Raw genomic sequence first — 19,276 nt, forward strand, 5'->3', positions numbered from 1 at the left:
ACCGTAAGTATAGGCAGGAGTATCCGGGCTTGCATGCTCACTTAGTAATCCAGGCGATTAGGCAAGCCTCTGAGGTTGCGGAATCATTCGTTAAAAGGGGAATGAGGAGCTTGGTGAGCAAGCCCTACCCTGAGGTTAGGAGCGTCTCGATTAGGTTTACGGAGAAGGCATGGAGTTATGAGCAATTTATCCGCTCCATAGTCCCGGTTAGGGTTGAGCTATCTCTACTTGGTGGGAGGAGGGAGGTTTGGATAAAGCCACATAAGCGTTTCTGGCTTTACTGGTGGAGGGTACTGAGAGGAGAGGCTGAGCTTGCTAGGACGTTGATTGTTAAGCGTAGGTTGAATAGGTGGTATGCCGTATTCATCTTCGAGCTTAAGCCCAGGGAGGAAAAACCACAATCAGTCGTTGCATTCGATATTAATGAGAACACTGTTGCAGTGGGCAAGATCGACATTAAAACCACTGTGAGCAAGGTGACTGATTGGAATAGGCAATACGTAACGCCTGAACTCTACATGATTAGGACTGATTTCGGCAAGCTAGCCAGGAGGTATGAGGCGATTAGGAATGCAATTACCGAGAGGCTCAAGCCACTGTACGCATTACCGAATGGCAAGTATGTGGGTGTGACAAGCACTAGGGAGTTTAGGAAGCAAGTGAGGAGACTTAGGGAGAAGGATAGGAAGGTTGGTAGGGTTAGGCATGTGGCTAACGAACTAACAAAAACACCGACGATAATTATAACAGAGGAGTTGGGAGATAATCCGCAGGAATCGATGATTAATGGGATTGGGAAGGACGAGGTGAGGCATCGCATAAAGCAAACGCCGTTCAAGAGTATTGAGGAGGCTATCGAAGACAAGGCATTGGAGAGGGGTTCGAGGATATTCCACGTATCGGCGTACAGGAACAGTAGAGTGTGTCCAATTCATTTTACGAGGCTTGAGGGAACAGATGACTGGCACATCCTAAAATGCCCACTCGGGCATTACGTAGATAGGGATTATGCATCCGTGATGAATATGATGTGGAAAACAACGCTAGAAGCATGGACAAAAGGCGTGTGGTGGGGTTTGAGGAAAAGGATGGATTGGGGAGAGTATGAGGACAGACACAATCCGCTTGTTCCATACGGAATCGTAATCCTCCTACAACGCATCATGAGGAACACAAGGGCCAGCCTAGAGAGAAGCCCCGCAATGCTGACCCGGGGCACTCCCATGAACCCAGCCAGAGGAGCCAATGAAGACTGGGCGAGGACACCACCCCACCCCAAGGCAACAACCACCCCTCAGAACGGGGAGGAGGCCAGCCAGTCCTCAACCCGCACAACCCTGTACCCAATCCTCCTGTAAACCCTCACGGCCGGTTCATTATCCTCATCCACGTGTAACATGGCCATTGCACCGCTGGTTAAGGCGTCCCTAGTCACGGCGGCGGTAACTGCCTTACCTGCACCAATGCCCCTATACCTAGCCCTAGTGTAAACGTCCCCGATAACCCAAACCTCAGGTAGCTTCAAGTACGTGGTGGCTATGGAGGCTAATTCACCGTTTACAAAGGCGCCGTAGTAGTGCCAGTGGGGTGATGCGAGCCTTAGTATGACCTCACCTGGGTTCAGTGGTGTACCCTGCTCGGCCTTAACCCTAGCCAGGTCAACGGCGTCATCAATGCTGAGTCTCCTCACCCCTATCAGCGGGTTCCTGTAATCCCTGAACACAGAGCCCCAACAGGCCATCGTTAAGAAGCGCCTATGCTTAACCGGACCCATTTCACCCAGCCTTTTGATCACAGCACCCGTAATCTCACTGCTAGCCACCATATGCACCTCCAGGCATTCATCAGTGGGTATCAATCCCTCGACTCCATCCACCGAGCCGTATATGTGCACTGACGAGCACCCACGCCTCGGTCCCCATGCGGCGTGCCAAATTAGCACGAAGCCTGTAATGTCACTGCCGTTTATGTTTAGGTAGAATTCCGTTACCTCAGGGTAGTACATTAAGTCGTAGAATAGGTAAACGTAAGTGAGTGGGTTAGCTATGTAGTGTCTCTTAATCAATCTAATCAAGTCCATGTCTAGGTTGCTGTGGGTACGCAGCACCACGGTCAATTCACCATTAATCATCATTAATGGGTGGTGAGTACCTCTGTGCATTAGCCATATTCTTATATTTAAAGCTTAATAAAAAGCAGCTTTCACCTATAGCCCGAGTCGTCATGAAGATTGCCATATTCACTAAGGATGGTGCATTGCCCAGGGAGCTGGGTAGGTTCAGTGGTGTCGATGTTTACCCAATAACAGCTAATGGGTTTACGGCGTCGGGCTACGACTTTATCGGCGTCCTCGGCACTGATAGGTTCATCCTAAGCGCTCTACATAAGTTGGCTGGTTTAGACAAACCCATAGTGACCATTGGTTACGGTGCCGGTTACCTTAACACAGTTGACGTCGCGAGCTTCAGTGAGTTAATAACTGGCCTAAGGAGGGGTAATTATATGCTTGAGTCCATACCAACCTTAACCACGGGTCAAGGCTTCATAGCCGTCAATGACATTGTCATTGCCCCAGTAAGGAGTGCCACTTTGATGGAGTACACCCTCATGATTAACAATGAGTTTGTCTGGAGGGACAGCGCCGACGGCTTGATAATAGCCACACCCATGGGTTCAACAGCCTACGCCCTAAGCGCTGGTGGTGTGCTGGTGTATGCTGGTTTGAGGGCATTTGAGGTTGTTCCCATTAACTCAACAAACATAGCCAGGGTCCCCTTGGTCGTTCCAGATGAGTCAAGGATAGTCATAAATGATTTACTGTCGAGGAGTAGGATAGAGATTATCGCCGACGGCCTAGTAAGGAGGGGGGTAGGCTCCAGTAAGGTGACTGTGGTTAAGGGGCCTGATATCAAACTGGTTAGGTTATCGTTAGCAACTGCACTGGACCGTTACAGGAGGATTATAGAATCCCTAGTTAGTGACCTACCCCCAAGCGCTAAGCTCATACTCAAGGTTCTTGAGTATGAGGGTCCGTTAACGCCTAAGGAGATTATTGAGAAGACGCTGATACCGCAAAGGACAGTTAGGGCGTCACTTAGGCTACTGGTTAAGAGGGGTTTGGTTAATAGGCTAGTGGTGCCGAGGGGTAGTAGTAGGCTTGTTGTCTACGCCATTAGCAGTGGCACAAAGTTAGACATAAAATAATATACTTGTATCATCAGTTAAAACTGCAGGGTGCGTTAAGAAAAAGACTTAATAACCACACCCCTTGGCGTAGGTGTGGTCATAGTAAGTGTAACCCCGGAGATAGGGTTGGATGATGGATACACTTACGCCGGTGGGTTAGGTGTGCTTGAGGCTGATAAGTTCTACGCCATGGCTAGGTTAAATAAGCCCTACGTGGTCATAACGCTACTCTACAATAATGGCTACGTTGACTACGTGTTCAGTAATGATAATAACCCTGTCCCAATGCCGCAGAGGCAGCCTAGGTCGTTCATGAGTAAGTTGACTCCATCGGGGTATCTAAGGGTGGTCATGAAGGATACTGAGGTTTACGTTAAGATTCTTGAGTACAGACTCAACAACGCCAGGGTTGTTTTCCTAAGCCCCCAGTCGCCTAGGTGGGCCTATGAACTGGTGGATAGGCTGTACATTGAGAATGACCTTGAGAGTAAATTCTACAAGTACGTACTACTTGCTAAGGGGGCTGCCGAGTACATTAGGGCTAGGGTTGGTTTGAGGAATGTAGACGTCATTGACCTTCAGGAGGCCTACACCGCAATGTTACCCCTAGTCCTCCCACTACCACCTCAGAAATACAGGATGATAATACACACACCTGGCCCATGGGGCCATCCATCATTCCCAGCTGAATTATTCAGGAGGGAGTTCGGATACAGGTTCTTCGAGGACCCAGTGATACTGACCGAGCTGGGCCTGTCCATGAGCGGTGAGGTTATTGTGGTATCAAGGAAGATGAGGGACGTGGTTTCAAGGGTCATCCCACACCACATGCATAAGGTTAGGGCAATAACGAACGGGGTTGACTCAGCCAGGTGGGTTGATGGTAGGGTGCTTAAGGCCTTCAACGAGGGTAAACTAACCGTTGAGGGTTTGGCCAGCATTAAGCAGGAGATGGCTAAGGAGCTTGAATCATACCTATCAAGGTACAAGCCTGGCTTGAGGATAGGGGACTCAATAACCATCGCCTGGATCAGGAGGCTGACCAGGTATAAGAGACCGGACTTCGTGGCGAGGTTCATTGAGGAGAACCCCCAGAGGGATGGCATTGTCTTCGTGCTTGGGGGTAAGACACATCCATACGATGAGTGGGGGTTGGCTATGATGAGGAGGTTCAGGGAGTTAGCCAATAGGTACAGTAATGTCGTTTACATACCTGACTACGATGTGGGCGTGGCCAAGTTCGTACTGCCTAGGATTAGGTTAATGCTGTTCACACCATTCCCAGGTTGGGAGGCCAGCGGCACATCATTCATGAAGACATCCATGAACGGCGCACCGACATTATCGTCAAGGGATGGAGCCGTACCCGAGCTAATCATGGATGGCGTGAACGGTTGGTTGTTTGGAATTGACGAGAGGTGCCTCATCGACATTGGTAGTGACCCAAGGGCCAATGATATTAATGAAAAGGAGTACGCCGAGTTCTCGTACAAACTCAACCAGATAATTCAACTGTATTACAATAACCGTGATGAGTATTGGAAAGTTGCAGTAAACGCAGTGAACACGTTCATGAATAAAGCCGATATAGTGGGAGTACTCAAACAGTATTACAAATTCTAAAGGCCCCTCATTAAGTGTCCTTTAATTCCATTGACTCCAGCTGCTGGAGCCCTGCATGGCCTTGGGTTAGAATGCATTATACCTGTTAGGGTGCCTTATGGTTATTCTTGTTTTTACCATTATTCACTATGATGTACTTCCCCTTATCGCTCTGTTTATGGTTATGGTACCTTAAGTTCACGGTTAGCTTAATTAGCCTTGACCCACTTAGACACTCATTAATGGTGAACCTAACCACCTCGACAGGCGTTAACCCCCTCGCCACGCATATACCCAATTCACTGAATACGTTTCTCAATGTTTGCGAACAGACCTGAAGCCTGGGGCATCTTTCACATATTGAGCCGCATATTGACGATACCACGTAGAGTTCCCCATTTTGATGCAGTAGGGCGAAGTCCTTAATCGATATCGTGCAGTCCTTAACCTCAAATGAGGCGGCTAGCAGCGGGTTGGTGGTTAACCTGATGCTGCCCTTATCCACGGTTAATATACCCATCTTCTTGAGCTTCCTCAACCTGCGGTAGACTGGAGGTGTCTTATCCCCCTTAATAGCCCTGTTAATGTAGGCTAGGTCGGCTAAAATTTCATCAAGTTCCCTATCACTCATAAGTATTATGTTAACTGATTTTTCCATAGGTAGTGTATTTCACAAGGGGAATTAAAGATGTGTGGGGGATGCAGAAAAAGCACATGTTAAATATGTAGGTTAACCGTAGTACCTACATACCATATATAATCTAGGATGTGTTATTACCGATTACACCCATATCAACCAGGATTTTAGCCAACTCTATAACATCCCCAGCTGCCAGGTCCCTAACCCTCTTATTAAGCAGGTGCCTCGGCACATTGGATTCACTTAACCCGTAGAAGTGCCTAAGAACCTTGACTACCCTCCTATTAGGTTGAGTAAATATTTTACCGGTTAATGATTCAAGTACCTTAACATCACCACAGGGTTTGAGTAGTGGGGTTAATTCAACTATGGTTGAGTAGACCCTTGGCCTGGGCCAGAAGGCCCAGGGTGGAATATCCCTAATAACCCTTATTGAACTTAGGCATTGTGCAATAACGGAGAGCCTACCGTAATCCCTCGAACTAGGCTTAGCTGTAAGCCTCTTGGCAACCTCCCTCTGGAGGGTTACTATTATCCTTCTGGCGCCGTAGCTGGTGAGCATCCTCAGTAGTAGTGGTGATGTGATGCTGTATGGGATGTTTGAAACCACTGTTAAGCCTGGGGGTGGGGTGTATGTTAAGGCATCGCATATGAATAGGTCAGCATAAATGGGCATTAACCCAAGGGTCCTGACGACCTTAACCATGGTGGGGTTCACGTCGCATGCGGAGACCCTCCTGGCGTACCTGGTTAAGTAATTGGTTAGGTAGCATAACCCAAAGCCCACCTCAAACACATCATCGCCGCTGGTTAAACTGGCCACTTGGTTGAGGTAAGCTGGGTCAACCATGAAGTGCACGTCACCCCCAACCCTAACCCCAAGTCTCCCGGCTGCCTTAGCCAGCCTAATTAGCGTCCACTTATCAGCGGCGTAAAGGTCATTAACACCCAGCACAGAGCCTATTGTGACTAATCCATGGAGGCTTTTAAAGCTGGTGGATTCGTTAATGGGAATACCTAGGATAGGTTGGGTTAACGCTGGGGTTAGGGACCCTGAAACCGTTGCTGAGCACACATTGCTGGTATCCTACATAGCGGCCTCGTTGGCTAAGGAAATGGGGCTTGATGCAGGTAAGGCAGCCCTACTGGCCCTAATACACGATGCAGCCGAGTCAGCCCTTGGTAATGCGTCGAGGGCTGTTAGGGATAGGGTTGGGTTAGGCAACTGGAGGGTGCTTGAGATGAGTGTACTCAGCGAGCTTGGGTTTGGGGAGGAGTTCAGCGAATACGCAGGGTTAAGCAGCCGGGAAGCCCTAGTGGTGGCCGTAAGCGACAAGTTGGCTACGTTAATCAGAGCATGCCAGTACGCCAAGCAGGGGTATGACGCGGCTGATTTAGTTAAGAATTACTTAAACGAGGTTAAGGAGTTACTGGGTAGGTTGGGGAATAGCGAGTTGAGTGGCTTGATTGAGGGGTACCTGGCCGACTGCGGGGATTACTAGGAAACGGTCTTAACACCCTCAAAGGTAATGCCCTCCACGGTGGTTAAGTCGCCGCGGTAGAGGAAGCTTACCTGCCTTAAAGCCGCCAGGTAGTCAAACCTGTTCAGGGCTGATACGGCGTCAATGGGGACGATGACCCTGTACCAGTTCAACGCAGCGCTACCGGCAGTGTGGAGCACGCATATGTTAGCCACGGTGCCCGTTATGACTAAGATATCAGCCTTAACGACGTGCCTAAGCACGTAATCAAGGTCTGTGCCGAAGAAGGCGTCGTACCTCCTCTTCCTAACCACAACATCATTAGGCTGGGGCTTAAGCTCCTCAACAACCTCCGCGCCCCAAGTATCAGCCACGCAGTGCTCACCCCAAATCCTGAACTCTGGGTCATCCTTGAAGTGCCAGTCCTGGGTGTAGATAACCCTAGCCCCAGCCTCCCTAGCCTTCTTTAGAAGCCTAAGTATTGGTTCAATGGTCTTCTCGGCGTCGGGTACGTAAAGCCTGCCATTCCTCCTAACGAAGTCGTTCTGCATATCCACGACAACCACAGCCGTCCTGGATGGATCCAAGGTAACCCTCTCCTTAACCTCAATCTCCGGGGTTTCCACAACCTCCTTAATCCTCATGGGTTAGGGGAGGCAAGCCCCCTTCATAAAACCTCTGCAGCATCCACCTGCATGGCCCTGAACACGCCTCCACCTTAACTGGCGTGCAAAAACTGCACCCACACGGCATCGAGGGTTTGGCTTAGGGGTGGGTGGCTGCAAGTAGGATTACGACGTAGATGAGCAGCGGTACCAGTGGTAATGCATCAAGCCGGCTTAACCTTAACCTGGGCTTAGCGTCGGGGATGCCGTAGTACTCTATGTACTGGGCTAGGTTTATGGAGTAACCCACCCCACTCACCACCAGTGAGTTGACCAGGGGCCTTGGCTTAACCCTACCCAGCGACCTAAGCACGGTTAAAGCCTCGTCGAGGGCCATTGAGGCGTTCAGTAGGTACCTTAGGGCTAACACGATTGAGTCACCAAGGGCCCCTAGGCCCATTAGGCGCATTACGTACCTTAACTCGCTAAGCCTAAGGAGGGCTAAGGAAGCCACAACGCCGGACATGAAAATTAGGACTAGTGTTGATAAGATTGTGGCCTTGACTAAGGCCGTGGTGAGGTTGATGCCGCTCAACAGCATCACCAGCAACCCCGTGGCCTCCGATAAAACCCACACCAGGGACAGTGGTCTTAACCTACTGGTTAAGTCGCCTATCGAGGCTAGGTAGGCTAGGGATAGGGCCAGCCCTATCAACGTAACCATCACTAGTTCACCCAGGTTCATGAACCAGTAGGATGCTAGGTATGGTGCTAGTGAGGCAGCCACCATCACCTTACCGACAATGGACATATGACTTAGAGGGCCCCTAGCCCCCTTAACCACGGGTTTAACCCACCTGTAGGTTACCCCCACTTATCCCCACCTCAGCCACGTACCCATCCCAACCCCTCAGGTAATAGGCCTCAGGGTTGTTGATGAGGGCTGCGAAGTGGAGGTCCTGGGTAGCCATAATCACCCTTAGGTTTGCCTCATTAATGAACCTAGCCAACTCAACCCTATACCTAGCTGAAAGGCCGGAGGTGGGTTCATCCATAACCAGTAGCCTTGGCCTAACCAACCTGGCTATGGCTAGCAGCAGTAGCCTCTTCTGACCCTCGGATAGGTGCATTGGGTCATCATCAACGTTAATGTTTAACTCAAGGCTCTTCAATTCACGCCTAAGCAGCTCAAGGTTAGCTACCTTACCTGCAGCCTCAGCCAACTCCATGTAAAGACCACCCACGGTGTCGGACATGGAGGCCACCGTGTTTACGTCCTGGGGTATGTAAAGGGCCGGGCGTGGGTCGTCTACGTGAACCCTGCCCCTACTGGGTTTAACCACCCCCAGTATTAGCCTTAGTAGCGTTGACTTGCCTCCACCGTTAGGCCCCATGATGATGACCCTGTTTGACGATGCCGTTAAGTTAATACCCCTAAGCACGTACTCATCATCATACTTAAACCAAACATCGCTCAGCCTAAGCCAACCCTGGGCATTAGCGTTATAATTAACGGTGCTCAGGGTTAAGCCGTGATTGTTTAACCTGGTTAACTGAGCCTTATCCACCTCAATTAGCTTGCCATCACTTAACTGGAATACCCTATCCACTAAGCCCAATACTTGCTCGTACCTGTGCTCAAGCATTAGAACAGAGCCGCCGCTCCCCTTAAACACCCTAACCACATCCATTAACCTCTCCACTGTCTCAACGTCCAGGTGGGCTAGTGGTTCATCCATTACAATGACCCTGGCTCCGCCTGCCATTATCTTGGCTATTGCCAGCCTCTGGAGTTGGCCCATTGATAACTCGGTCACTAACCTACCCCTTAAGTCTAGGTTTAGGCCAGCCATCTTAAGGAGATCCCTCACACTTAATCCATGTTTAGCAGCCGTTAGTTCAAGGTCCTCGTCAACCCTGGGGTATGTGAAGTGTATTGCCGGGTCCTGGTAAAGGACTCCAATCAACCTGCCCCTATCCCTCGGGCTTAATCCACTGACCTCAATACCCCCAACCTTAATACTGCCCCTACTGGAGCCACCCATTAGGCCTAGTACGCCACTTAACGCCCTAACCAGGGTTGTTTTACCCGACCCAGTATCCCCTATGATTAACCCAACCTCCCCGCTCTTAAGGCTTAGCGAGATGCCCCTGAGCACCCAACCCCCACTGCTGTACCTGGCCCATAGGTCACTCACCGTCAGCATCCACAAGCCACCTAAACCTCCTGGCTATTGTTAAGTAGGCTGGGTAGGTTATTGAGGTGTAGATTAGGGCTATGGTTAGGTTGAAGAGGGCTATGAATGGTAGGAGGTACATGGTTAAGGCCAGTGCCTTACTGTAGGTGTTAACCCAGTGGGCTATTAGGAACCACCAGGGGTCCACTAGGTAGTTGGCTAGGACCATTAACCCAACCCTAGCTGCAATACCCACTGCCGCCGACGCTGTGAAGGCCAGTCTTAGGTTGCCATTACCCCTGAGTAGCTTATAGGCGTAGTACATTGGTATGAGTGTTGAGGCCTCGGCAATCCACTTCATGGCTGCGCCAATTGGGTCACCACCACGCATTAGCGCCAGTGCCAACACTGTGTCGGCGATTAGGGCGTACTTGGGCCCTATAAGCAGCGCCGTTAGTATTAATGGTATACCCGCTAGGTCGTATTTGAGGAATGGTGCCAGGGGGAATGGTATCTGGATGAACGATAACGCTATTGATAGGGCAGACATCACGGAGGTTAGTGATAGCCTAATGGACTCAGCCCTCCTCAACGTAACCTGCAGTGACATTGGTTAAACCCGGGGTTTATAGGCTTATAAACCTTACGTTAATGCTGACAAACTTTAGGTTTAGTGGTTTATTAAGGTTTCAGGTAAAAACCACGTCCAGTGTAGGGGGAGGTCACTTAAACTTTTAGTCTACTCAGGAACACTATTAAGGTTAGTGTTTAAAAAGGTTTAGAATACTTGAGTATTGTGAGCAAGCACTATTATGTATTAATGAACCCATGGGAGGCTAGGATACTGGTAACGGGTAGGTTAAGCGACCTTGAGCTCGTCCACGTGGGTTGGAGAATAATTATGGTGAGTAGGAGGTGGCGTAGCGCCTATGAGACTGCCAGGACCCTTGCGGACAGGTTCAATTACTTACTGGAGTGGTACCTTGAGGATGAGAGGAGTGCCCTAGCCGTCAATAACGGCAGGGACATTAAAACTCACTGAGACCCAGCCACCGCACCACCACTGCGGCACCAGAGGCTTAGGTAATCATCCACGGTGCCAATGTCTATGAAACTGTCCGCCAGGTAAACCCCAACCCTACCCCCACTCCTTATGATTAGGTTAATGTAATCGTTCATGTCCATGAACTCACCCTTAAGCAACCTGATGAACCTACCCCTAATTATGTAGTTGCCTGTGGATATGGTGACGTTTATGGTTGGTTTCTCAACCCAGGACTTCACCAAGCCCTCATCATTAACGTTAAGTACGCCATACCTCAACTGAACCCCAGCCCTATAGCCTATCACAGTTACGTCAAGCCCCCTGGACACATGCCTACTAACAGCGTCGGCCATGTTAACCTTAGCTATGACATCACCGTTCTCCACCACCACCAAGTCATCATCGTTAACAATGCCGTTGAGGAAGTACAAGTGCCCCGCAGTCCCAAGCAGTCTATCGTGGATTACCGTTTCAAGTAAGCCACCGTAGGCCCTATTCAAGTGGTTAACGGAGTCCTTTATTAAATGGGCCATGTAGTGGGCCACTACGTAAATCCTAGTGGGCCTTAATGGGAGCAGCCTATCTATGGCGTCTTGGATAGCTAATCTACCGCCTGGTATTGGCATTAGAGGCTTGGGCACGTAGAGGGTTAGGGGTCTCAACCTCTCCCCTTTCCCGGCAGCCAAGACTACGCCGAGCACAGCCACTGGAACCCCACCTAGATAAGGGTTATTAAGAGGCTCGGTGTTTAAGTAGCGTGGATAAGAGGATTTACCTAGTTGACATTACGTACGGGTTAGTTGGCAATTCACCGGAGATTAGGATGTTTGGGGTTGATGAGGATGGGGGGAAGGTGGTGGTCCTGGATAGGGGGTTTAGGCCATACTTCTATGTAATCCCAGAGGAGGGGTTTGAGGAGCAGGTGGCTAAGGTCGCTGGGAGGATGCAGGGTGTGGTTAAGACTGAGGTGGTGGATAGGAGGATGTTTGGTAAACCCATTAAGGCCGTTAAGGTGACTGTGACGGTGCCTGATAAGGTTAGGGAGTTGAGGGATAGGGTTAAGTCTATCCAGCACGTTAAGGATGTGTTGGAGGCTGACATTAGGTTCTACATAAGGTACATGATTGATAATGATGTTAGGCCTGGTTGGCTAATGTTCAGCAACCTTAAGCCTGCTGATGTTAAAATGGGTGGGGTTAGCAGCGTTTACGTCACTGAGGAACCCCCGAAGTCGCTTAGTATTGAGGTGATGCCTAAGTTAAGCTACATGGCCCTTGACATAGAGGTGTATAACCCAAGGGGGACACCTGACCCCAGGAGGGACCCAGTCATAGTAATCGCCTTAGCCAGCCATAAGGGTGACGTTAAGCTACTGATCCTTGATAAGTACAGGGGTGAGAGGGATATGTTCAACGAGTTCAACGCCATTGTTGATGAATGGGACCCTGATGTAATATTCGGCTACAATTCCAACAAGTTCGACATGCCTTACCTGGTTAATAGGGCCAATGCCATTAACACCAAGCTTCAGTTATCCAAGTACGGCACACCCCCGGAGCAGAGCGTCTACGGGCATTGGTCAATAATAGGCAGGGCCCACATTGACCTCTACAACTTCGTGGAGGACATGACTGATGTAAAGAGGAAGAGCCTCGACTACGTGGCCGAGTACTTTGGGATAATGAAGAGGAGTGAGAGGGTTAACATACCTGGCCATAGGATATACCAGTACTGGGATGATGAGGGTAAGCGTGATTTACTAGTCAAGTACGCAAGGGATGATGTGGTGAGCACCCTTGAGTTAGGTAGGAGGCTATTGCCCTACGCCATGCAACTCGCCTCGGTGTCCGGCTTACCGCTGGATCAGGTTGGCCCAGCCAGCGTGGGGGCTAGGGTCGAGTGGATGATAATGCACGAGGCCTATAAGATGGGTGAATTAGCCCCCAACAGGGTTGAGAGGCCATATGAAACCTACAAGGGGGCTATTGTCCTTGAGCCTAAGCCGGGTGTGCACAGGAACATTGCTGTCATAGACTTCTCCTCAATGTATCCCAACATAATGCTTAGGTACAATATCTCACCTGACACTTTAATCACCAATGGAGCTGAGGGTGACTACTATACAGCCCCTGAGGTTGGGTTCAGGTTCAGGAAGAGTCCTAGGGGCCTCTATACGGTGCTGCTCCAGGAGTTGATTGAGGCCAGGAGGGAGGCTAAGAGTGAGATGGGTAAGTACCCTGAGGGTTCGCCTGAGTGGGTTCTGCTTAACGAGAGGCAGAGGGCGCTTAAGGTAATGGCTAACGCCATGTACGGCTACTGCGGTTGGCTTGGGGCTAGGTGGTACATTAAGGAGGTTGCTGAGTCAGTGACTGCCTGGGGTAGGCACCTGCTTAAGACAGCCATAAACATGGCTAAGGAGAGGGGGTTGAGCGTAATATACGGTGACACGGATAGCCTATTCGTAACCTACAATAAGGATAAGGTCGATGAGCTTGTGGGTGAGATTAATAAGATGGGCTTCGAGGTTAAGATAGATAAAATATACAGCAAGTTAATATTCACCGAGTCCAAGAAGAGGTACATTGGGTTAACGGTTGATGGGGACATCGACATAGTGGGCTTCGAGGCGGTGAGGGGTGATTGGAGTGAACTGGCTAGGTCTGTCCAGGAGAGGGTGGCTGAACTAGTGCTTAGGAGTAGCGTTGACGAGGCAGTTAAGTACGTTAGGTCAGTGATTGATGACTTAAGGAACTACAGGTTCACCCTGGACGACGTGATAATATGGAAAACCCTTGATAAGGACGTGGATGAGTATAAGGCACTCCAGCCACATGTAATAGTGGCTAAGAGACTCATAGAGAAGGGGTACATGATTGGTAAGGGGGATACCGTGGGCTTCGTGATAGTTAAGGATGGGGGCGATAAGTTAACCCAGAAGGCCTACCCATACATATTCGTGGATGATGTTAAGAAAATTGACGTGGACTATTACATTGAGAAGCAGGTCGTACCGGCAGCCTTAAGGATACTTGAGGTCTTCGGTGTTAATGAGGCGACACTACTCGGTAAGACTGGGAGGAGCATACTTGACTACTTCGGTTAATCGGTGGACTTTTACGCGAAAGGTTTTTAAAAGTGCAGTGTCACGTTGAGTGCAATGTCAGCAACTCCTTTAACGCCGCCAACAGGCCCTGAGGAGGTTCATATAGAGGTTGATGAGGAGACTAAGGGCATAATAAGGGACATGCTATCCCAGATGGTTAACCCAGTGGTATTCGACCTATTCACAACCAGTAACTGTGCAGGTAGGGACACGAACTGGTGCATACCAACAGAGGAGCTCATAGACCTGCTAGCCGGCCTAGCCCCTGAGGGTAAGTTGATAGTTAATAAGCATAGGCTCGACCAGAATGGGGGCAATAACCCGAACCCTGATGTTGAGGAGAATAGGGTGCCTATAATCCACATAAATGGTGGGATAATAAGGTACCTTGGTGCACCCCTTGGTGAGGAGGTTAGGGCTTTCATAGAGACCATAACGAGGATATCCACAGGTAAGACTGGCCTAAGGGCTAGGACTAGGGGGACCCTATCCTCAATGGCTAACTCCGACGTTAAGCCAGTTGAGGTTGTGACCGTGGTAACCCCATCATGCCCATACTGCCCCTACGCAGTGCTGCTGGCCAACATGTTCGCCTTTGAGAGTAAGGGTAAGGTTAGGTCCATTGTTGTGGAGGCCTATGAGGAGCCTGACATAGCCGACATGTATGGTGTAACCGCCGTGCCAACCGTGGTTATTAGGAATGAGGGGACTCAGGGCGATGTGGAGTTCGTTGGCGTGCCACCTGAGGCTGACCTACTCAAGAAGATACTATCATACAGTGGTTTTAACCCACCTGCCCAATGAGGGTAAGTGGTAGGTTAAAGATAACTTCTAAGCTAAGGTTCATCAGCCATTGTCCCTAATCATAATGTATCTGTAGCTACCCAGCACCTTGACGTACGTTGCATTCACCCTAAGCCTACTAACGGCCCCAATGCACCTCTCATCGTTAAGGCTGCACTCAACTTCAAGTATGAAGTCGTACTCCCAAGGCCCACTCCTATTGGGCCTCGAGTATATCATGGTTAGGTTAAGCCCACCCTCGGCGAAGGGTGCTAAGGCTGCGTACAGTGAGCCTGGCTTATTGGGGACTGAGAAAATCACCATTGTCCTATCGCCACTGCTGCCCAGCCCCCTTTGGATTATGAGGAACTTTGTGAAGTTTGGCTTATCCTCAATACCGCAGGTGATGGCCTTCAAACCCCTTAACCTGGCCCCAAGCTCAGACGCCACTGCCGCCCTATCCCTATGGCCAATGATCATGTTTAGGGCTTCGGCCGTTGATGAGGTCTCCCTAATAACCACCCCAAGCCCCTCCAGGAACCCCCTAGCCTCCTCTAGGGCGTGGGGGTGGGAGTAAACCTCCTTAACCTCGCTGAGTGTCTCAACGTCACTGTTAACCACGAGGCACAGTGGCACCCTATACTCCACGCAGGCCTTAATACCGACATCCCACTTAACCAGAGCCTCAACGGAGTCGCCAACTATGCCGGCTAGGTTATTCTCAATGGGTATTACACCGTAGTCAAATTGGCCGTTGTAAACACCCTTAACAATATCCTCGATTTTCCTAACCGGTTTCATTTCACCGCTTAGGAGTAGTTGAGCAACCTCGTGGCTAAATGTACCCTCAGGGCCTAGGTAGGCGACCCTAAATCCCCTGCCGACGTACTCCTTAATTACGCTTAGCACCGCTGGTTCCCTTACATTGCCTATAATGTCCAGTAGGTCCACGTCTGGGGGCATTTGGCTTAGGGTTTCCCTAAGTTCACCTATTACCCTTTCACCCTGCTTAGCCAGTTCCATGACCCTGTTTAGAATTCCGACTTATCCACGGTTTGGGCCTGTGGCTGGTGTTAATAAGCATTAACATGGTGTTTAATTGTGAACCCTAGTTAGTGGTAATGTTACCATTTAACATTAAACCATGTCAACACCCTTTGATTCACCAGTCTCAGCTTCTGGATTCACAAGTCTCCAGTAGGCAACCTTACCCCTCTTAATCTCCCTTATGGCCCCATCCCTCTGCAGCAGCCTTAATATGTAGAAGACTTGGCTATGGCTCAGCCCAGTCATCTTCACTAGGTCATTTGTCGACACCTCCCCCCTCTCCCTTATCAACTTCAACACGTCACCCTTCCTTTCAAGGATCTTGCTTGTCTGCTTCCTAGGCATAATCTAACATCCCCGTGAGTTATTTTAAAATTTAACTTGTCTAAGGACGCATAATAACTGGGAATACTTACATATTACTATTACTAGCGCAACTAATCAGCCTAGGCATGTTCCTCACCGGTAATCAGACCTGGTATGACCCCCTTCCCGTTCTTTTGGGTGGTTTTTCGCTGTTGGGGTTTTGGTTGTTGCCCCCTCTTTGGGGGTTAATGGTTTTACGCCATTGCTTGTTACTGTGTAGCTGAGTATCTTCACTCGGTATTGGAGTGTTGTAGCTTGCTTTCTTTGCTATGTTTCTTGCTGCGTTTAAGTCAGCATTGATTTTGATTCCAGTTGCCTGGCATACGTAGAGTCCCCTCTTGACCCTACCGTTTTCATGCTTCATGCTGCATATTGAGCATTGCCTACTAGTACCGTATTCATTCACTGCATTGAGTTTAATGCCATACTCCTCAAGCACATCACCAAGCCAATTAATGATCTTGCTGAACCAAAAACGTGCCTGAGTTAGTGAAAAAGGTAGGTAATCAACCCACCAACTCACCAATGCAAGAAAAACCCCTCCCAAAAGCACCAAACCCAGGCACCAGGAAAAGCTAGGCAAAGGGTGAATTAAAACATAACCAGAAGCAAACATACTGACCAATAGACCAAAACTTCAAACAAACTCTAAGAAACAACAAACACCACCCTAAAAGGCGAGACTTGAACGTTGTCTCTCATCATAACCTATGCACACTGCCCAGGGGTTGTGTGCCTTCCCGTGTGCACCTTTATTTGTTTTAAGGCTAAGCCTTGGGTAGGCTAGCTCACAGGTACCCGTATCTCCTAAGCATAAACACTGCTGCGACACCAACGGCAATTATGATTATTATGATTAGTAGTATGCCTATCAGTCTGATGCTTAAGGGTGCGGGCGTTACCCCATTGATCATTATCTTGGTTGAGTATGAGGTTATGTAGTATGGGCCACTTACAGTTACCAGGTAATACCCGTCCACGAGTGATACCGCTGCCAGTGCCTGGCTCGTACTTAGCGTGTAGGTGTATGGCTGGCCATTGAATTGATAGCCGACTACCTTAATGGTGTACTTTCCTAAACCAAGGACCATGTTAACCCTAATTATGAGTGTGTATGTTGATGGATTGAAGGGCAGTGTCACGTTAACGCCAGCTCCATTTACCGTAACCCGCCTAGCTGAGCCTACGTAGGGGTTGTTGTAGCCGTTGAAGTATGTTGCCATTGGGGATACGGTGTATGAGCCGTCTGGGACCATTATTACCACTGAGCCGTTTGGAGTCGTTAATGGTATTGAGTACATGTACTGTGTCCCATTGAACATTGTCCCGCTGACGTAGATGCCCCACCTAACCCCACTTGGGAGCCCTGTCTCACTAACCCTAAGTGGGTAATTGCTTATGCTTAGGGCTAGGCTGACGTTCTCCTCCCTACCCCACACGGCAAACCTTAAGTTATTGTTCACTGGTGCAGCGACACCGACGTATGAGCCGTAGTTAACGTCCTTAACGGTTAAGTTATATGAACCATCGGGGAGCATTAGCGTGTAGCGTGAGGTAACTATGGTCAACTGTTCGTAAACCTTACCACCAGCTATTGTCAACCCACTTAAGACGGCTTGTACCGTTGAGCCACTGGGCATGTTGATAATGTTTATGTTGACGGGGTAGTTTACCAACGTGAAGTTGACGGGTATGGTTAACTCACCTGCAGATGACACCGTAACCACCCCAGTAACTGGGGTTGGGGAGTAGCCGAAGACTGGGTTAACCACGAACCTATATGACCCAGGTTCAAGGTAAAAGACTATAGGCTCCCCCGCTGGGGCTGTTGTTGAACTGTTGAATAGGCCGCCGTAGCTGGTTAAACCATAGACCCACACGCTCCATGTATCGTTTAGGGCTAGGCCGTTCTCAATGAAGATTAACTTGAAGGATGAGTAAACTGGTACGTACACTTTAACAGTTGAATCGTGTATTGCAAACTGCACACTACTTGGCTGGGCATAGTAACCCTTGGGTAGTGTCACGGTTAGGTTATATATGCCGTTCGGCAACATTAGGGTTACATTACCTCTGAGGCTACTTAACTTAATGCTCAGGGGGCCGCTTAACGTTAGGTTGTAGCCTGTTGAGTTAACATAAACGTAAAGTGGGTACAATCCACTTGAGGACTTGTAGAACGTGATTTCATCAATAGTGTTCAGCATGGGTAACGTGACGTAGAGTACGTCACCAATCACCGCCATTGTTGAGCCCGAGACAGGTAGGTGAATTAACCCAACCTCAAATGGCTCATGCCTCGTGTAGACGTAGACGTAGACTGTGTCACCGCTTAGGGCGTAGAGCAAGCCCTCGTTTACATTAGCCGTTAGCCACGTGAATGAGCCATTAATACTGTAGAGTATGCGCCCAGTCACCCCATCAAGGGCGTACAGTCCGCCTTCAGTTGACACGAACAATATGTTGCGGACACTGTCGTAGTAGGCGTATAGTGGTGTTGAATTTAGGTTAACCACAATGCAGTTAAGGCAGTAATCCCTAGACAATTGAAGCGTCGTGTAGTTGAGGTATAGGACGTAGCCGGTCTTATACACTACGTAAAGTAGGTTGAGGGCTCCATTAGGTATCACTATGACCGGCGGCCACAGGTTGCCTATGGTTGAGGCCACCTCGAAGTACCTGAGCGACCCATTCAACGGGTTATACTGCATGAACTTACCTGAACCTGAGGCTATGGCATACAGCAACCCAGTGTAATTATCGTAATACAGCCACATTGGGCTAAGGAAGACCTCAACCTCACCGGTTATTGAGGCGGACTCACCGTTAACAATGTAGATGAGGTTGGACTGGGGGCATGAAACGTAGGCAATGTTGTCACTGTAATCCACTGAGACCATGTATGGGAGGGTGCAGTTAGGCAGGTTAACATTACCCACCACCTCACCATTACTAAGCACCAATAGGCCACCCGTAGCGTTAACTCTGAGGTAGGTTACGTAGAGGTAATTCATGACAGGGTTCGAGTATACCCCAAGTACAATTGAATTAACCCCAAGGTATTGGGTTAAGCCTAGGGCAGTTTCATTAACAGGCGTAAACGACTCCACCGTTAAACCCATGGCTACCATCGGGAGTAACCACACGCATGCCACCAAGGCCACCAATAATACCCTAATCATTACACTTAGAGTATAATTAGAATATTTAAGCATTACTCTTTGGAATACCTTGGCTGGTC

The 19,276-nt window shown here is 49.3% G+C and carries 19 protein-coding genes; 7 read left to right on the forward strand and 12 right to left on the reverse strand.

Going from position 1 to position 19,276, the window contains the following annotated elements:
* On the forward strand, positions 1–1,358 hold a 1,358-nt coding region (locus AAX04_RS06315), incomplete at its 5' end, for a zinc ribbon domain-containing protein (protein WP_066795720.1).
* On the opposite strand, the gene AAX04_RS06320 is transcribed toward AAX04_RS06315, so the two are convergent.
* Positions 1,295–2,161 carry a GNAT family N-acetyltransferase gene (locus AAX04_RS06320; protein WP_084761231.1) on the reverse strand — a complete coding sequence of 289 codons (867 nt, stop codon included), beginning with the start codon at positions 2,159–2,161 and terminating at the stop codon, positions 1,295–1,297. The two genes, AAX04_RS06315 and AAX04_RS06320, sit on opposite strands and share 64 nt — an antisense overlap.
* Before the next feature lie 62 nt (positions 2,162–2,223).
* On the opposite strand from AAX04_RS06320, the gene AAX04_RS06325 reads away from it, so the two are divergent.
* Both AAX04_RS06325 and AAX04_RS06330 read left to right on the forward strand, forming a co-directional pair.
* A complete protein-coding gene (locus AAX04_RS06325) occupies positions 2,224–3,204 on the forward strand; it encodes a MarR family transcriptional regulator (protein ID WP_066795723.1) in 981 nt (326 codons plus the stop codon).
* A 75-nt stretch (positions 3,205–3,279) separates the two neighbouring features.
* On the forward strand, positions 3,280–4,809 hold the full coding sequence (locus AAX04_RS06330) for a glycogen/starch/alpha-glucan phosphorylase (RefSeq protein WP_066795725.1): 1,530 nt from the start codon (positions 3,280–3,282) through the stop codon (positions 4,807–4,809).
* Positions 4,810–4,894: 85 nt separating this feature from the next.
* Here AAX04_RS06330 and AAX04_RS06335 read toward each other — a convergent pair whose 3' ends face one another.
* Both AAX04_RS06335 and AAX04_RS06340 read right to left on the reverse strand, forming a co-directional pair.
* Entirely contained in the window at positions 4,895–5,446 is a 552-nt protein-coding gene (locus tag AAX04_RS06335; protein ID WP_066795727.1) for a hypothetical protein, read from the reverse strand.
* A 103-nt stretch (positions 5,447–5,549) separates the two neighbouring features.
* On the reverse strand, positions 5,550–6,383 hold the full coding sequence (locus AAX04_RS06340) for an rRNA adenine N-6-methyltransferase family protein (RefSeq protein ID WP_066795729.1): 834 nt from the start codon (positions 6,381–6,383) through the stop codon (positions 5,550–5,552).
* Between the two features lie 10 nt (positions 6,384–6,393).
* Between AAX04_RS06340 and AAX04_RS06345 the strand changes: the two genes are divergently transcribed.
* The gene (locus AAX04_RS06345) at positions 6,394–6,930 is read left to right on the forward strand and encodes an HD domain-containing protein (protein WP_156519729.1); all 537 of its coding nucleotides are present in this window, start codon (positions 6,394–6,396) and stop codon (positions 6,928–6,930) included.
* Here the strand turns inward: AAX04_RS06345 and AAX04_RS06350 are convergent.
* The 4 genes from AAX04_RS06350 to AAX04_RS06365 form a co-directional block, all read right to left on the reverse strand.
* Positions 6,927–7,553 carry a cysteine hydrolase family protein gene (locus AAX04_RS06350; protein ID WP_066795732.1) on the reverse strand — a complete coding sequence of 209 codons (627 nt, stop codon included), beginning with the start codon at positions 7,551–7,553 and terminating at the stop codon, positions 6,927–6,929. The two genes, AAX04_RS06345 and AAX04_RS06350, sit on opposite strands and share 4 nt — an antisense overlap.
* 121 nt (positions 7,554–7,674) lie before the next feature.
* Positions 7,675–8,388, reverse strand: coding sequence for a hypothetical protein (locus AAX04_RS06355; protein ID WP_156519730.1), 714 nt, complete (start codon positions 8,386–8,388; stop codon positions 7,675–7,677).
* Positions 8,363–9,721 (reverse strand): ATP-binding cassette domain-containing protein, encoded by a 1,359-nt coding sequence (locus AAX04_RS06360; RefSeq protein ID WP_066795734.1) that lies wholly within the window; start codon positions 9,719–9,721, stop codon positions 8,363–8,365. Before AAX04_RS06360 ends, AAX04_RS06355 begins: the two co-directional genes overlap by 26 nt.
* Positions 9,705–10,301, reverse strand: coding sequence for an ECF transporter S component (locus AAX04_RS06365; RefSeq protein WP_066795736.1), 597 nt, complete (start codon positions 10,299–10,301; stop codon positions 9,705–9,707). Before AAX04_RS06365 ends, AAX04_RS06360 begins: the two co-directional genes overlap by 17 nt.
* A gap of 186 nt (positions 10,302–10,487) precedes the next feature.
* Here AAX04_RS06365 and AAX04_RS06370 point away from each other — a divergent pair, with 186 nt between their 5' ends.
* A complete protein-coding gene (locus AAX04_RS06370) occupies positions 10,488–10,733 on the forward strand; it encodes a hypothetical protein (RefSeq protein WP_084761232.1) in 246 nt (81 codons plus the stop codon).
* On the opposite strand, the gene AAX04_RS06375 is transcribed toward AAX04_RS06370, so the two are convergent.
* On the reverse strand, positions 10,727–11,443 hold the full coding sequence (locus tag AAX04_RS06375; RefSeq protein WP_084761233.1) for a nucleotidyltransferase family protein: 717 nt from the start codon (positions 11,441–11,443) through the stop codon (positions 10,727–10,729). The two genes, AAX04_RS06370 and AAX04_RS06375, sit on opposite strands and share 7 nt — an antisense overlap.
* Positions 11,444–11,493: 50 nt before the next feature.
* Between AAX04_RS06375 and AAX04_RS06380 the strand changes: the two genes are divergently transcribed.
* Positions 11,494–13,839: a DNA-directed DNA polymerase gene (locus AAX04_RS06380; protein ID WP_066795737.1), complete on the forward strand. Its 2,346-nt coding sequence runs from the start codon at positions 11,494–11,496 to the stop codon at positions 13,837–13,839.
* Positions 13,840–13,893: 54 nt separating this feature from the next.
* A complete protein-coding gene (locus AAX04_RS06385) occupies positions 13,894–14,643 on the forward strand; it encodes a thioredoxin family protein (protein WP_066795740.1) in 750 nt (249 codons plus the stop codon).
* A gap of 42 nt (positions 14,644–14,685) precedes the next feature.
* Here the strand turns inward: AAX04_RS06385 and AAX04_RS06390 are convergent, their stop codons facing one another.
* From AAX04_RS06390 to AAX04_RS06405, 4 genes are all read right to left on the reverse strand, one after another.
* Complete coding sequence (locus AAX04_RS06390) at positions 14,686–15,645, reverse strand: prephenate dehydratase domain-containing protein (RefSeq protein WP_238377819.1); 960 nt, start codon at positions 15,643–15,645, stop codon at positions 14,686–14,688.
* A gap of 114 nt (positions 15,646–15,759) precedes the next feature.
* On the reverse strand, positions 15,760–16,014 hold the full coding sequence (locus AAX04_RS06395) for a FaeA/PapI family transcriptional regulator (RefSeq protein WP_066795742.1): 255 nt from the start codon (positions 16,012–16,014) through the stop codon (positions 15,760–15,762).
* Positions 16,015–16,138: 124 nt separating this feature from the next.
* Positions 16,139–16,558: a zinc ribbon domain-containing protein gene (locus tag AAX04_RS06400; RefSeq protein WP_162270119.1), complete on the reverse strand. Its 420-nt coding sequence runs from the start codon at positions 16,556–16,558 to the stop codon at positions 16,139–16,141.
* Positions 16,559–16,823: 265 nt separating this feature from the next.
* Positions 16,824–19,217 (reverse strand): YncE family protein, encoded by a 2,394-nt coding sequence (locus AAX04_RS06405; protein ID WP_066795748.1) that lies wholly within the window; start codon positions 19,215–19,217, stop codon positions 16,824–16,826.
* Positions 19,218–19,276: the final 59 nt, after the last annotated feature.

Origin of the sequence: Caldivirga sp. MU80 (genome assembly GCF_001663375.1) — an archaeon.
GTDB lineage: Archaea > Thermoproteota > Thermoprotei > Thermoproteales > Thermocladiaceae > Caldivirga.

What these genes read in the sequence shown, in the direction of transcription:
- AAX04_RS06350 (WP_066795732.1), bottom strand. Translation starts at nt 7,553, where the DNA reads ATGAGGATTAAGGAGGTTGTGGAAACCCCGGAGATTGAGGTTAAGGAG.
- AAX04_RS06325 (WP_066795723.1), top strand. Translation starts at nt 2,224, where the DNA reads ATGAAGATTGCCATATTCACTAAGGATGGTGCATTGCCCAGGGAGCTG.
- AAX04_RS06385 (WP_066795740.1), top strand. Translation starts at nt 13,894, where the DNA reads ATGTCAGCAACTCCTTTAACGCCGCCAACAGGCCCTGAGGAGGTTCAT.
- AAX04_RS06365 (WP_066795736.1), bottom strand. Translation starts at nt 10,301, where the DNA reads ATGTCACTGCAGGTTACGTTGAGGAGGGCTGAGTCCATTAGGCTATCA.
- AAX04_RS06360 (WP_066795734.1), bottom strand. Translation starts at nt 9,721, where the DNA reads ATGCTGACGGTGAGTGACCTATGGGCCAGGTACAGCAGTGGGGGTTGG.
- AAX04_RS06320 (WP_084761231.1), bottom strand. Translation starts at nt 2,161, where the DNA reads ATGCACAGAGGTACTCACCACCCATTAATGATGATTAATGGTGAATTG.
- AAX04_RS06395 (WP_066795742.1), bottom strand. Translation starts at nt 16,014, where the DNA reads ATGCCTAGGAAGCAGACAAGCAAGATCCTTGAAAGGAAGGGTGACGTG.
- AAX04_RS06335 (WP_066795727.1), bottom strand. Translation starts at nt 5,446, where the DNA reads ATGGAAAAATCAGTTAACATAATACTTATGAGTGATAGGGAACTTGAT.
- AAX04_RS06405 (WP_066795748.1), bottom strand. Translation starts at nt 19,217, where the DNA reads ATGATTAGGGTATTATTGGTGGCCTTGGTGGCATGCGTGTGGTTACTC.
- AAX04_RS06390 (WP_238377819.1), bottom strand. Translation starts at nt 15,645, where the DNA reads ATGGAACTGGCTAAGCAGGGTGAAAGGGTAATAGGTGAACTTAGGGAA.